Origin of the sequence: Bradyrhizobium niftali, assembly GCF_004571025.1 — a bacterium.
Taxonomy (GTDB): domain Bacteria; phylum Pseudomonadota; class Alphaproteobacteria; order Rhizobiales; family Xanthobacteraceae; genus Bradyrhizobium; species Bradyrhizobium niftali.
The window spans coordinates 589,463-603,097 of the sequence record NZ_SPQT01000002.1 but is presented as its reverse complement, the minus strand read 5'-3'; the positions used below and the strand labels follow the sequence as shown (position 1 = coordinate 603,097).

The following is a 13,635-nucleotide window of genomic DNA, read 5'->3' as shown; positions in this document are numbered from 1 at the left end:
GCGCCTGCTATGCCCAGCCGACGTACCAACACGCAGTGATGTAGGGTCGAAAGCGAGGAAGACAAGGCTCGTCGATGAGTGGATTCAGGGAACCCGGTTTTGCAGACCGGCAAAAGGCGGCGCAAGACGCCCGCAAAAATCTTTTGAACAAATTCAAATCCCAGCCCGGGCCAGATGATCCGTCGGTTGCGGCGAAGCGTGCCGAGCGCGAGGCGCTCGCGGCCAAGCGCGCCGAGGCAAAGGCTGCGCGCGAGGCCGAAAGGGCCGAGCAGAAGCGACTTGAGGAAGAAGCCAAGGCCGCCGAAGCCGCGCGGCTTGCGCGCGAGGCCGAGGAAGCGGCCGCCAACGCGGCTGCGCTCGAGGCCGAACAGAAGGCCAAGCGCGACGCCCGCTACGCCGCCCGCAAGGCCAAGCGCAAGTAACGTTCAAAAATCACGTTCAATTGAACTTGAACCGAGACATTGCTCCGGGGCGGTCCACCTGACCGCCCCGGACGTTCGAGAGCGCGCGTCTGCCTTGCACAAACGCCTCTCGCGACGACCGAAGATCAGTTCTTCTTCATCATCCCGTCGTCTTTCTTCATCCCGTCCTTCGACATGTGATCCTTCTTCATGCCGTCGTCCTTGGTCATGGCATCCTTCTTCATGCCGTCCTTGGACATGGTCTCCTTCTTCATCATACCGTCCTCCTTGCCCATCTTGTCCTGGGCAAAGGCGGCCGGCGACAGCGCCAGGCCAAGCGAGAGAGCGGCAGCCGAGACGCCGAGCGTGATGCGGGTGCGAATGGTCATGACTAGTCTTCCCTTCGAGATGGTGTTTGTCAGCGACGGACGCCGCTACTCAATCTCGACGGATTGCCACGCGACGTTGTTACGCGGTCGCTGATAAATTTCTGCGCGCCCGCCGCGGTCCGTCGTTCGGCATAGCCTGCGGGGATCGGAAGTGTGCAGCGCAGCACGGTCGACACTTGCCGCGGCATTCGGTCTCGAACTATCAGATGAGAGAACATCGGGCGAAAGACCGGATAGGATGGGCCTATGCGGCGGTCTCACAAGGCCCGACCCAAATCACACCAAACAAGAACCGTTCAAAGAAACGTTCAAGGGGATCACACCATGCTCACGCGCCGCCACCTGATCGCGACCGCCGTCGCCGCACCCGCCATTCTCCGCTTCGGCACCGGCACCGCGCATGCCGCCACCACGCTGAAGATCTCTCATCAATTCCCCGGCGGCACCATCGACAAGGGCGATTTCCGCGACCGGCTCTGCCGCATGTTCGCCGCCGAAGTCGCCAAGCGCAGCAATGGCGACATTGCCGCTGAGATCTATCCGAACTCCTCGCTGATCAAGACCAACGCGCAGTTCTCCGCGATGCGCAAGGGCGCGCTCGACATCAGCCTCTATCCGATGCCTTACGCCGGCGGCGAACTGCCGGAGACCAATATCGGCCTGATGCCGGGCCTCGTCACCACCTACGACCAGGGCATGCGCTGGAAGAAGGAGCCGGTCGGCAAGGCGCTCTCCGACTTCCTCGCCGACAAGGGCATCATCCTGCTCACCTGGGTGTGGCAGGCCGGCGGCCTCGCCAGCCGCTCCAAGCCGATCGTCGCGCCTGAAGACGCCAAGGGCATGAAGGTGCGCGGCGGCTCGCGCGAGATGGACATGGTGCTCCAGACCGCCGGCGCCTCGGTGCTGTCGGTGCCGTCGAACGAAATCTACGCGGCGATGCAGACCGGCGCGTGCGACGCCGCTCTCACCTCCTCCACCAGCCTGATCTCGTTCCGGCTCGAAGAGGTCGCGAAGTCGCTGACCTCGGGCGCGGGTGCCTCCTACTGGTTCATGCTCGAGCCCTTGATGATGTCGAAGGCGATCTTCGACAAGCTGCCGAAGAACCAGCAGGACGTGCTGCTCGCAGTCGGCGCCGAGCTCGAAGCCTTCGGCCGCAAGGGCGCGCAGGACGATGACGTCGAGGTCGCCAAGGTCTACGAGAAGGCCGGCGCCAAGGTCTCGGTGCTCGATGCCGCGACCGTCGGCAAGTGGCGCGACATCGCCCGCGACACCGCGTGGAAGGACTACGGCGCCAAGACCGCGACCGCCGCGAACCTGCTCAAGCTCGCCTCCGACGTCTCGGCATGAGCCACGGTCCGCTTCCGGATCGTGACGACCAGGCAAACGCTGCCGCAAGGACCGGCCTTGCGGCGGCGATCGATCGCGGTCTCGCCATCCTCAACAGCATCATCATCGTGTTCGCAGCGATCGCGCTGGTCGCGGCCTGCGCCATCCTGAGCTATAGCGTGCTGAGCCGCGCCTTGTTCAAGGCCGCCAACTACTGGCAGGACGAGGCCGCCGTGTTCCTGCTGGTCGGGGCGACCTTCATGACGGCCGCCTATGTGCAGCAGAACCGCGGTCATATCGGCATCGAGGCCTTCGTCGGCCTGCTCTCGCCGCTGGCGAACCGGATCCGGCTCTGGCTGGTCGATGCCGCGACATTCCTGTTCTGCGCCTTCTTCACCTGGAAGTCCTGGACGCTGGCCCATGAGGCCTATGTCGATGGTCAGGTCTCGAACTCGATGTGGTCGCCGCCGCTCGCCATTCCCTATTCGCTGATGGCGCTCGGCATGAGCCTGCTCTGCGTCCAGATTCTCGTGCAGCTTGCGCTGCCTTTCGCAGGAGCCAAGCGTCCATGAGCGTTTTCGGTATCGGCCTCGCCTACGCGATTGCGACGCTGCTGGTGATGTTCTCTGGCATGCCGATCGCCTTCGCGCTCGGCGCGGTCGCGGTCGTGTTCATGGGCATCTACATGCCATCGGCCTCGCTCGATACGGTGACGCAGAACGTCTACGAGGAAATGGCCTCGATCACGCTGCTGTCGATCCCACTCTTCATCCTGAAGGGCGCGGCGATCGGCAAGTCGCGCGCCGGCCAGGATCTGTACCTGGCCCTGCATGCCTGGCTGCACCGCGTCCCCGGCGGGCTCGGCGTCGCCAACGTGTTCGCCTGCGCGCTGTTCGCGGCGATGGCGGGCTCGAGCCCAGCGACCTGCTCGGCGATCGGCTCGGCCGGCATCCCCGAGATGCGCAAGCGCGGCTATTCCGGCGGCTTTGCCGCCGGAATCATCGCCGCCGGCGGCACGCTCGGCATCCTGCTGCCGCCCTCGATCACCATGATCTTGTTCGCGGTCGCGGCGGAAAAGTCCCTTGGGCGCTTGTTCCTTGCCGGCATCGGTCCGGGCCTGTTGCTCGTCAGCCTGTTCGGCGCCTATGCCGTGATCCGCTTCCGCCAGGAATATGCAGCCGCTGAAGTCATCTACAGGAATGGCGGACCGGAAGCGGCAATCCTCGCTCGCGACGACTACACACTGGCCGAACGCTTCAGCGTGCTGCCGCGCGTGATCCCGTTCGTGCTGCTGCTTACCGGCGTCATGATTGCGCTCTATGGCGGCTATGCCACGCCGTCGGAGACCGCCGGCCTCGGTGGCCTCCTGGCGCTGGCGCTGATCGCGGCGATCTACAGCGTGTGGCGGCCGAGCGACCTTGCGCCCATCATGAAGTCGACGATCCGGGAATCGACCATGCTGATGATGATCATCGGCATGTCGCTGCTCTACTCCTACGTGATGAGCTATCTGCACATCTCGCAGTCGGTCGCCGAATCCGTCGTCGCGATGCACCTGCCGCGCTGGGGCCTGTTGTTCGCGATCCTCGTCATGGTCGTCGTGCTCGGCTTCTTCCTGCCGCCGGTCTCGATCATCCTGATGACGGCGCCGATCATCCTGCCGCCCTTACGCGCCGCGAACTTCGACATCATCTGGTTCGGCGTGGTCATGACCATCGTGATGGAGATGGGGCTGATCCATCCACCTGTCGGCCTCAACATCTTCGTCATCCGCAACGTCGCGCCCGACATCCCCCTGAGCGAAGTGATCTGGGGCACGCTGCCGTTCGTGCTCCTGATGATGCTCGCGGTGCTGCTGCTCTGCTTCGTGCCGGGCATCTCGACCGCGCTGCCGGATCTCGTGATGGGACCGGACGGGAGCAGGTAGCGGCAATCGCAACTGCGGTAGGATGGGCAAAGCGTAGCGTGCCCACCAGAATATGCGACGCGTAGACGGTGGCACGGCGCTATGCGCCTTCGCCCACCCTACGAACGCTGCTCGCGCTTCTGCCGCGCACGCGGCGCGATCGCGCTGCCGGCCACCACCTGCAACAGATCCTTGCGCACGGCCTCGATGTGCCGTTCCAGGAAGCGGCAGGCCTCCTCGACTTTCTGCGCGCGGCAGAGCGCGATAAGGTGGGCGTGCTCTTTCTCGGCCGTCCCCATCGCCTTGGTGTTGGAGAGCTGGAGGCGTGTATAACGGTCGCTGGTCTGGAGCAGCGACAGCACGATTGCGCGCGTACGAGGTTGCGGCGCGTGCACATAGAGCGCCATGTGGAAGTCGGCGTTGAGCTGGCCCCATTCGCTGACGTTGCGCGCCTTGATTGCCTTCTCAAAACTCTTGTGGATGTCGTCCAGCCCCTCGAAGTCCTCCGCAGTAAAACGCGGCGCCGATTGCGCCAGGAGGCGCGGCTCGAGGATGCGGCGCAGGTCGAACACATCGTTGATCTCGTCCAGTGACAGCTCCGAGACGATGGCGCCCTTCTGCGGAACGATGCGCACCAGCCCCTCGGCCTCGAGCTGGAACAGCGCCTCGCGCACCGGAATGCGGCTGACGCCATAGGCATCGCCGAGCGCATCCTGGCGCAATTGCGATCCGGCCGGATAGGTGCCGTCGAGGATCGCCTGCCGGAGCTGGTCCACGATCGCAGCCGACAGAGTGCGATGCTTCAGAGGCTGTTTCATCTGACCTTCCGTCTTTCTTCGCGACTCGTCCGGCAGAAAGCGGTCCCTCTCTTGCATGTTGAGGCGGCCAGCAAAAGCCAGGCATCCCACAAAAGACAGGTGCCCAGCAAAGGCGCGTCCTGCCGCCGAAATGACCGCAATCTCCGTTTGACACCTCAAATGTATAAATTATACATTTTGCCTTGGCACGAGAAATCTTGCGGGGGGTTGGGGCCTTTGATGATCGAAGGGACGATGCCGGATGCGGGCGCGTTCAGCGCGCGGCGGATTGTGGTCAGGGCTTCCAGCGCCCTGCTCGCCGTCGAACGTCTCGCGCTGATGGGCCTGATGTACCTGCTCACCGGACTGATCCTGGTGAACGTCGTCACCCGCTATTCGCACTTCCCGATCTACTGGATCGATGAATCGGCTGTTTATTGCGTGGTCTGGCTGACCTTCATCGGGGCGTCCGCGATGACGCGGCTGCGGCTCGACTTCGCCGTCACGATGCTGACGGAGCGGCTTTCGCCGAGGCGCCAGAAGCTCGCCAAGGTCATCTCGACCGGCCTCGTCGTCGTGTTCGGCGTCGCCCTGATCATCACCTGCGTGCTCTGGATGGACCCGATTGGCCTCGCACGCGCCGGCTTCGACGGGCGCAAGCTCGCCGCCGAGACCTTCAACTTCCTCTACACCGAGCACACCCAGACGCTGAACTGGCCGACCTGGGTGCTCTATCTGACGCTGCCGATCTTCGCGGTGTCGATGACCATTCACGGCCTCGCCAATCTGCTCGAAGATCTCGAGCTGGTCCCGCGCACGCCACTGATCGGCTTTCAGCTCTCCGAGCTCGACGGGGTCAACTGATGATCACGTCTGCCGCCTTCGTCGCGATCATGCTGGTCGGCGTGCCGATCGGGCTCTGCCTGTGCCTCGCCGGCCTCGTCTATATCGCCGCATCAGGCAATCCGGTTCTGTTCCAGTCCTATCCGCTCCAGCTGTTCGGCGGCGTCGACAGTTACGGCCTGATCGCCATTCCGCTCTTCATCCTGATCGGCGAGATCATGAATGGCGGCGGCATCACCCGCCGCATCGTCGACATGGCGATGGCTTTCGTCGGCTCGCTGAAGGGCGGGCTCGCCTACGTCAACATCCTCGCCAACATGTTCATCTCCTCGATCCTGGGATCTGCGACCGCGCAGGTCGCGATCATGGCCCAGATCATGGTGCCGGAGATGGAGAAGAAGGGCTACGACAAGACTTTTGCGGCGGGACTGACCGCCTATGGCGGCATGCTCGGGCCGATCATCCCGCCCTCGGTGATGTTCGTGGTCTACAGCGTGCTCGCGCAGGTCTCGGTCAGCGACATGCTGATCGCCGGCATCGTGCCGGGCGTCATCCTCACCGTGATGTTCTGCCTCGTCATTGCGCTGATGGGATACATCTACAACTATCCCCGCGCCGACTATCAGACGCCGCGTCAGCGCGTCATGACGATCCTGCGGACATCGCCCACCCTGCTGATCCCGATCGTCATCGTCGGCACCATCCTCGGTGGCCTCGCCAACGCGACGGAATCCGCTGCCGTCGGCGCAGTCGCTGCGGCGCTGGTGGGAAAATACTGGACCAGGGAGTTCGAGTTCTCGCAGCTGCCGCAGATGATGCTGCGCAGTGCCATCTATTCGGCGATCGTGCTGTTCCTCGTCGCCGCCGCCGCCGTGTTCTCCTGGGTCCTGATCTTCGGCAAGGTGCCGCAGGAGACCGCCGGCTGGATCCAGTCGGCCGCCAAGGACCCGATCAGCTTCATGCTGATCTGCAACGTCATCCTGCTGGTGATCGGCACTGTGATCGACGGCATCCCCGGCCTGATCATGACGGTGCCGATCCTGCTGCCTGTTGCAACCGACGTCTACCACATCGACCCCCGTCACTTCGGCGTCGTCGTGGTGATCAACCTGGTGCTCGGCCTGTTGTCGCCGCCGGTCGGGCTCTGCTTCTTCGTCGCGGCTGCCGTCACCGGCGCCAAGCCCGGCAAGATGTTCATGGTGACGCTGCCCTTCTTCGTCATCTCCTGCGTCCTCCTGGTGCTGCTCTCGCTCTTCCCCTCGCTCTCGCTGATCCTCGTCAAATAGGCCCGTCCAAAAGGAGCCCGACCATGCCGCTTTCACGTCGCCGCTTTCTCGCCGCCAGCGCAGCCGCATCGGTGTTCGCGCCGTCGCTGGCGCTCGCCCAGGCCAAGGAATTCCGCCTCGGCCTGATCACGCCGAACGGTCATTCCTGGAACAAGGCCGCAATCAAATTCGGCGACGACCTCAAGGCCGCGACGAACGGCCGCCTGACATTGACCGTGTTCCACTCCGGCCAGCTCGGCAACGAGCCCGCGATGATGCAGCAATTGCAGTCCGGCGCACTCGACATGGGCTTCATCCAGGCCGCCGAGCTGGGCTCGCGCGTGCCGCACATTGCCGCGATCAACGCGCCCTACATCGTCCGCTCGACGCCGGCGGTCGCGAAATTCGTGCGGCATCCGGCGACGGTGAAGCTGTTCGACGTGCTGCCGCAGGAGACCGGCACGATCGGGCTCGGCTGGGGGATCACCGGCATGCGCGCGGTGTTCTCCTCCAAGGACCTGAATTCGCTCGCCGACATCAAGGGCATGAAGCTGCGAATCAACCCGACGCCGGTCTATCGCGATTTCTATTCGTCGCTGGGCGCGGCGCCGACGCCGATCCCGACGCCGCAGGTGTTCGACGCCATGGCCAACGGCCAGGTCGACGGCCTCGAGGCCGATCTCGAATTCTCCTGGAACCAGCGCTTCGACAAGGTCTCGAAGGTGATCCTCCAGATGAATGCCGTCTTCATGCCGATGGCAGCGGTGGTCTCGGGCCGGGTCTGGCAGACGCTGCCGGCCGCCGACCGCGAGCTGATCACCAAGACGATCAAAACCACACTCGACGCGCAGATCGACGAGCTCGCCGGCAACGAGCCGGCGCTGATCGAGAACTTCAAGAACGCGCCGATCCCGATCCGTCAGGTCCCGGCCGGCGACACCGAGGCCGTCATCGCCGAGTTCGACAAGATCTGGCTGCCCAAGGCTCCGGTCCTCGCCGAATTGCGCAAGGTCGGCGCCACGCTCTGATCCCACCCGCCATCCTCTTCACCACAGCCGGCGGCCCCAGCCCCCCGCCGGCCAATTCACACGCCATATTCGCTTGGAGTTAGACCATGAGCCGCCGCGTTTCCTGGGAAGGCGTCTTCCCGGCCGTCACCACGCAATTCCACGACGATCTCTCGCTCGACATCGATGCGACCGCGAAGGTGATGGACGGGCTGATCCGTGACGGCGTCTCCGGCCTGATCGTCTGCGGCTCCGTCGGCGAGAACACGTCGCTGGAGCGCAAGGAGAAGGTCGCGATCATGGAGACGGCCAAATCGGTCGCGGCCGGGCGCGTGCCCGTGCTGTGCGGCATCGCCGAGTTCACCACGGCCTTCGCGGTCGAGACAGCGAAGGAAGCCGCGCGCGTCGGTATCGACGGCGTCATGGTGATGCCGGCGCTGGTCTATTCGTCGAAGCCGCACGAGACCGCCGCGCATTTCCGCGCCGTCGCCACCGCGACGGACTTGCCCGTGATGCTCTACAACAATCCGCCGATCTACAAGAACGACGTCACCCCCGACATCCTGGCCTCGCTCGCCGACGTCGAGACCGTCGTTTGCTTCAAGGATTCCTCAGGCGATACCCGTCGCTTCATCGACACAAGGAACATGGTCGGCGACCGTTTCGTGCTGTTCGCAGGCCTCGACGACGTCATCGTCGAGAGTGTCGCCATGGGCGCGGTGGGCTGGGTCTCCGGCATGTCGAACGCCTTCCCGCGCGAGGGCGAGACGCTGTTTCGCCTGGCCAGGGCCGGTCGCTATGCCGAGGCGATGCCGCTCTACGAATGGTTCATGCCGCTCTTGCATCTCGACGCGCGCCCGGACCTCGTCCAGTGCATCAAGCTGTGCGAGCACATCATGGGCCGCGGCACCGCTCTGACCCGTCCGCCCCGGCTCGCACTGCTGCCGCAGGAGAAGGCCGAGGTCGAGGCCATGATGGTCCGCGCCCTCAAGAACCGGCCGCTCCTGCCGGACGTGGGCCTGAAGGCGGCCTGACCGCCTCCGTCGTCATTGCGAGGAGCCCTTGCGACGAAGCAATCCCAGACTTTCTCATCGGAAAGTTTCTGGATTGCTTCGCTGCGCTCGCAATGACGGAGGACTAGGAAGCGGCCCGCTTCCTCTTCGCGTTCAGCGCGGAAGCCACTCGGCTCACGGGCGGCTTGCCCAGCACGCCGCTCATCTCGTTCGTGGCCGCCAGCAGCTTCTCCATGTCGACGCCGGTGCTGATGCCCATGCCTTCGAGCATGTAGACGACATCTTCGGTCGCGACATTGCCTGTCGCGCCGGGGGCGTAGGGGCAGCCGCCGAGACCGCCGGCAGCCGCATCGATGACACGGACACCCTCCTCCAGCCCGGCGTAGAGATTGGCGAGCGCCTGGCCGTAGGTGTCATGGAAATGCATCGCCAGTTTGGCTGCGGGAACGTTGGCGCTGACCGCGCGCAGCATCTGCTTCGCCTTATCAGGCGTGCCGACGCCGATGGTGTCGCCGAGCGAGATCTCGTAACAGCCGAGGTCCCACAACGTCTTCGCAAGATCGGCAACGGCCTTCGGCTTAATCTCGCCGTCGAACGGACAGCCCAGCACGCAGGAGATATAGCCGCGCACCCTGATGCCGTCGGCCTTCGCGCGTTCCATCACCGGCTTGAAGCGCTCGATGGATTCCGCGACGGTGCAGTTGATGTTGGCCCGGGAAAAGCCCTCGGAGGCCGCCGCGAACACGGAGACCACTTTCGCGCCCGCGGCGCGCGCGGCGTCATAGCCCTTCTCGTTCGGCACCAGCACGTGGAATTCGGCGTCGGTCATGTGGGCAACGCCGCGCAGCACGGCGTCGGAGCTTGCCATCTGCGGGATCGCCTTGGGCGAGACGAAGGCGCCGACCTCCACCGTCTTGAGGCCGGCTCCGACCAGCGCCTCGACGAAGGCGATGCGGGCCTCGACGCTGACCGGAATCTTCTCGTTCTGGAGGCCGTCGCGCGGCCCCATTTCGATGATGCGGACCGGATCGCTCATCTCATTCTCCCGAAGGCTCGACCACGGCGAGCTCGACGCCTTCCTGCACGATGTCGCCGACCTTGCACTTGATCGACTTCAGCACGCCGGCATAGGGCGCACGCAGCGTCTGCTCCATCTTCATCACTTCGAGGGTGAGGATCGGCGCGCCCTTCTCCAGCGTTGCGCCCTCCTCGGCCAGCACGGCGACGACCGTGCCGGGCAAGGGTGCCGCGATCTTGTCCGCGCCGGCCTGCTCCTCGGTCTCGCCGCCGAACGGATCGACCCAATGCAGGTCGAAGCGGCCGTGGCGCGTGCGCAAATAGAGTTCATGGCCGTCGATGACGGCGGCGACGGACGATTTGACGCCATCGAGCGTGAGATCGAAGCCGCCATCCTTCGGTGCAATCGCGAATGCCAGCTCGCGGTCGCCGATCACAAGCGTCGACGGCCCGCTGCCGTAGTTGAGGGTGATCTTCTGCTCGGGCCCGTGTCCGACACGGAAGGCAAAATGACGTTGACGGCGGCCGACCGGCATCCAGCCAAACGTCTGCCACGGCGAATTCGCGTCCACTTGGGCCGCCTGCCGCTCGTCGTTGACAACAGCGGCGACCGCGGCGCAGAGCTCGAGCTCGCCGGGCGCCGGCGTAGCCTGCGTCAGCACCGCCAGTTCGCGCTCGATGAAGCCGGTGTCGATCGCATTCGCCCGCACTTTTTGATGCGTGATCAGCGCCGACAGGAACGGGATATTGGTGACGATGCCGCGGACGTCGGAGTCCTCCAGTCCGCGGTTCAGCCGCTCGATCGCGACATCCCGGGTCGGTGCCCACGCGATCATCTTGGCCAGCATCGCGTCGTAATAGGGCGAGACGCTGTCGCCTTCGCGATAGCCGGCGTCGATGCGGAGGCCGCCGGTCTCCGCGGGCAGCCGCCAGGTCGAGATCCTGCCGACCGACGGCATGAAGTTCTTGGTCGGATTCTCGGCGTAGACGCGCGCCTCGACCGCGTGGCCGTTGAGGCGGATCTCGTCCTGCCTGAGCGGCAGCGCCTCGCCGAAGGCGACGCGCAGCTGCCATTCGACGAGATCGATCCCGGTGATCAGCTCGGTCACGGGATGCTCGACCTGGAGACGTGTGTTCATCTCGATGAAGAACACGTCCTTGCCGTCGGAGACGAACTCGATGGTGCCGGCGCCGACATAATCCACCGCGCCCGCCGCCTTGCGCGCCGCGGCGCAGACCGTCTCGCGCTGTGCCGCATTGAGGGTTGGCGACGGCGCTTCCTCGATCACCTTCTGGTGGCGGCGCTGCAACGTGCATTCGCGCTCGAACAGCGAGAGCAGATTGCCGTGACTGTCGCCGATGATCTGCACCTCGATATGCCGGGGATTGTCGACATATTTCTCGATCAGCATGCGATCGTCGCCGAACGCGGCCTTGGCCTCGCGCTTGGCGCTGACGATCGCAGGGCCAAGCTCGGCGGCCGAGCGCACGATGCGCATGCCGCGGCCACCGCCGCCGGCGGATGCCTTGACCAGAATGGGAAAGCCAATCTTGTCGGCGGCCTTGGCCAGCGTCGCCTCGTCCTGGGCCTCGCCGTGATAGCCGGGCACCAGCGGCACGCCGGCCTTCTCCATCAGCGCTTTCGAGCCGGACTTCGAGCCCATCGCCGTCATCATTCCGGCCGTCGGCCCCACGAAGACCAGCCCCGCATCGAGGCAGGCATGCGCAAACTCGGCATTCTCCGACAGGAAGCCGTAGCCGGGATGCACCGCCTCGGCGCCGGTCTTGCGCGCCGCCTCGATCAGCCGCTCGACATTGAGATAGCTGTCGCGGGCCCGCGCCGGCCCCAGCAGCACGGCCTCGTCGGCGAGCGCGACATGCATCGCGTCGCGGTCGGCCTCGGAATAGACCGCGACCGTGCGCAGGCCCATGGCGCGCGCGGTGCGGATGACGCGGCAGGCGATCTCGCCGCGGTTGGCGATCAGGAGGGTGCGAAAACGCCGGTAGAGCTTTGAGCGGTCCATCGCATTACATCCTGAACAGGCCGAATTTGGTCGGCTCGATCGGCGCATTCGACGCCGCCGAGAGGCCGAGGCCGAGCACGAGGCGCGTGTCGGCCGGGTCGATCACGCCGTCGTCCCACAGACGCGCGGTCGCGTAATAGGGATGACCCTGGCTCTCATATTGGGCGCGGATCGGCTCGCGGAATTTATCTTCCTCGTCCTTGGACCAGCTATCGCCCCTGGCCTCGATATTGTCGCGCCGGACCTGGCTCAGCACCATCGAGGCCTGCTCGCCGCCCATCACCGAGATGCGCGCGTTCGGCCACATCCACAGGAAGCGCGGTGAGTAGGCGCGGCCGCACATGCCGTAGTTGCCGGCGCCGTAGGAGCCGCCGATCACCACGGTGAATTTCGGCACAGACGCCGTCGCGACCGCCGTCACCAGCTTGGCGCCGTCGCGCGCGATGCCGCCGGCCTCGTATTTCTTGCCGACCATGAAGCCGGTGATGTTCTGCAGGAACACCAGCGGAATGCCGCGCTGGCAGCACAGCTCGATGAAATGCGCCCCCTTCAGCGAGCTCTCGCTGAACAGGATGCCGTTGTTGGCGATGATGCCGACCGGATAGCCCCAGATATGGGCGAACCCGCACACCAGCGTCGTGCCGTAGAGCTTCTTGAACTCGTCGAATTCCGACCCGTCCACGACGCGGGCGATGATGTCGCGCACGTCGAACGGCTTGCGGCCATCGACCGGCACCACGCCGTAGATCTCCTCCGCCGCGAACAGCGGATCGCGCGGCGGATGCATGTTGAGGTTCGGCCGGCTCGACGGCTTCAAGGTGCCGACGATGCGCCGGGCGATGCCGATCGCATGCGCGTCGTTCTGGGCGTAGTGATCGGTCACGCCCGATTGCCGCGAATGCACGTCGGCGCCGCCGAGCTCCTCTGCGGTCACCACCTCGCCGGTCGCCGCCTTCACCAGCGGCGGGCCGCCGAGGAAGATGGTGCCCTGGTTGCGCACGATGATGCTCTCGTCCGACATCGCCGGCACATAGGCCCCGCCAGCGGTACAGGACCCCATCACGATCGCGACCTGCGGGATGCCTTGCGACGACATCTGCGCCTGGTTGTAGAAGATGCGGCCGAAATGGCGCTCGTCCGGAAAGATCTCGTCCTGGAGTGGCAGGAAGGCGCCGCCGGAATCCACCATGTAGACGCAGGGAAGATTGTTCTGCCGCGCGATGTCCTGCGCGCGCAGATGCTTCTTCACGGTCATCGGATAATAGGTGCCGCCCTTGATGGTGGCGTCGTTGGCGACGATCACGCATTCACGGCCCGAGATGCGCCCCACGCCTGTGACGACGCTCGCCGAATGCACGTCGCCGCCATAGAGGCCGTAGGCCGCCAGCGGCGACAGCTCCAGGAACGAGGTCCCGGGATCGACCAGCAGGTCAACGCGCTCGCGCGCCAGCATCTTGCCGCGCGAGGTGTGGCGGTTGCGCGAGATCTCGCCGCCGCCGCCGGCAACCTGGCTGAGCTTTTCGCGCAGGTCCGCGACAAGCGAGCGCATGGCCTCGGCATTGCGCGCAAAGTCTGATGAAGACGGATCGATGCTGGAATGGAGCGGCATGTTGTCCCGCGTTTCTGGTGATCTGGTGAGAGACCGCG

The 13,635-nt window shown here is 65.0% G+C and carries 13 protein-coding genes; 8 read left to right on the top strand and 5 right to left on the bottom strand.

The genetic code is table 11. The features are described 5' to 3' along the window. Positions 1 to 74 precede the first annotated feature (74 nt). The gene (locus E4K65_RS08155) at positions 75 to 422 is read left to right on the top strand and encodes a DUF6481 family protein (RefSeq protein WP_135173675.1); all 348 of its coding nucleotides are present in this window, start codon (positions 75 to 77) and stop codon (positions 420 to 422) included. Between the two features lie 125 nt (positions 423 to 547). Here the strand turns inward: E4K65_RS08155 and E4K65_RS08150 are convergent, their stop codons facing one another. After that, on the bottom strand, positions 548 to 790 hold the full coding sequence (locus tag E4K65_RS08150; protein WP_135173674.1) for a pentapeptide MXKDX repeat protein: 243 nt from the start codon (positions 788 to 790) through the stop codon (positions 548 to 550). Between the two features lie 324 nt (positions 791 to 1,114). On the opposite strand from E4K65_RS08150, the gene E4K65_RS08145 reads away from it, so the two are divergent. Genes E4K65_RS08145 through E4K65_RS08135 form a run of 3 tightly spaced genes read left to right on the top strand, consistent with a single transcriptional unit; the run spans position 1,115 to position 4,043 of the window. Next, a complete protein-coding gene (locus tag E4K65_RS08145; RefSeq protein WP_135173673.1) occupies positions 1,115 to 2,137 on the top strand; it encodes a TRAP transporter substrate-binding protein in 1,023 nt (340 codons plus the stop codon). After that, positions 2,134 to 2,688, top strand: a complete 555-nt coding sequence (locus E4K65_RS08140; RefSeq protein ID WP_135173672.1) for a TRAP transporter small permease — start codon at positions 2,134 to 2,136, stop codon at positions 2,686 to 2,688. Before E4K65_RS08145 ends, E4K65_RS08140 begins: the two co-directional genes overlap by 4 nt. Beyond that, positions 2,685 to 4,043 (top strand): TRAP transporter large permease, encoded by a 1,359-nt coding sequence (locus tag E4K65_RS08135; protein ID WP_135173671.1) that lies wholly within the window; start codon positions 2,685 to 2,687, stop codon positions 4,041 to 4,043. The genes E4K65_RS08140 and E4K65_RS08135 overlap by 4 nt, the downstream gene beginning before the upstream one ends. 98 nt (positions 4,044 to 4,141) lie before the next feature. Here the strand turns inward: E4K65_RS08135 and E4K65_RS08130 are convergent, their stop codons facing one another. Next, positions 4,142 to 4,840 carry a GntR family transcriptional regulator gene (locus E4K65_RS08130; RefSeq protein ID WP_167770616.1) on the bottom strand — a complete coding sequence of 233 codons (699 nt, stop codon included), beginning with the start codon at positions 4,838 to 4,840 and terminating at the stop codon, positions 4,142 to 4,144. 234 nt (positions 4,841 to 5,074) lie between these two features. On the opposite strand from E4K65_RS08130, the gene E4K65_RS08125 reads away from it, so the two are divergent. The 4 genes from E4K65_RS08125 to E4K65_RS08110 all read left to right on the top strand — a co-directional run bounded on the left by E4K65_RS08125 (position 5,075) and on the right by E4K65_RS08110 (position 8,968). Further along, positions 5,075 to 5,683, top strand: a complete 609-nt coding sequence (locus E4K65_RS08125; RefSeq protein ID WP_167770653.1) for a TRAP transporter small permease — start codon at positions 5,075 to 5,077, stop codon at positions 5,681 to 5,683. After that, positions 5,683 to 6,948: a TRAP transporter large permease gene (locus E4K65_RS08120; protein ID WP_135173668.1), complete on the top strand. Its 1,266-nt coding sequence runs from the start codon at positions 5,683 to 5,685 to the stop codon at positions 6,946 to 6,948. The genes E4K65_RS08125 and E4K65_RS08120 overlap by 1 nt, the downstream gene beginning before the upstream one ends. 23 nt (positions 6,949 to 6,971) lie before the next feature. Further along, the gene (locus E4K65_RS08115) at positions 6,972 to 7,955 is read left to right on the top strand and encodes a TRAP transporter substrate-binding protein (RefSeq protein ID WP_135173667.1); all 984 of its coding nucleotides are present in this window, start codon (positions 6,972 to 6,974) and stop codon (positions 7,953 to 7,955) included. An 86-nt stretch (positions 7,956 to 8,041) separates the two neighbouring features. Then, positions 8,042 to 8,968: a dihydrodipicolinate synthase family protein gene (locus E4K65_RS08110; RefSeq protein WP_027542701.1), complete on the top strand. Its 927-nt coding sequence runs from the start codon at positions 8,042 to 8,044 to the stop codon at positions 8,966 to 8,968. Positions 8,969 to 9,071: 103 nt separating this feature from the next. Here the strand turns inward: E4K65_RS08110 and E4K65_RS08105 are convergent, their stop codons facing one another. The 3 genes from E4K65_RS08105 to E4K65_RS08095 are packed head-to-tail and all read right to left on the bottom strand — an operon-like array spanning position 9,072 to position 13,597. Next, positions 9,072 to 9,983 carry a hydroxymethylglutaryl-CoA lyase gene (locus E4K65_RS08105; RefSeq protein WP_135173666.1) on the bottom strand — a complete coding sequence of 304 codons (912 nt, stop codon included), beginning with the start codon at positions 9,981 to 9,983 and terminating at the stop codon, positions 9,072 to 9,074. 1 nt (position 9,984) lies between these two features. Beyond that, complete coding sequence (locus tag E4K65_RS08100; protein ID WP_167770615.1) at positions 9,985 to 11,988, bottom strand: acetyl/propionyl/methylcrotonyl-CoA carboxylase subunit alpha; 2,004 nt, start codon at positions 11,986 to 11,988, stop codon at positions 9,985 to 9,987. 4 nt (positions 11,989 to 11,992) lie between these two features. Then, complete coding sequence (locus tag E4K65_RS08095) at positions 11,993 to 13,597, bottom strand: carboxyl transferase domain-containing protein (RefSeq protein ID WP_135173664.1); 1,605 nt, start codon at positions 13,595 to 13,597, stop codon at positions 11,993 to 11,995. Positions 13,598 to 13,635: the final 38 nt, after the last annotated feature.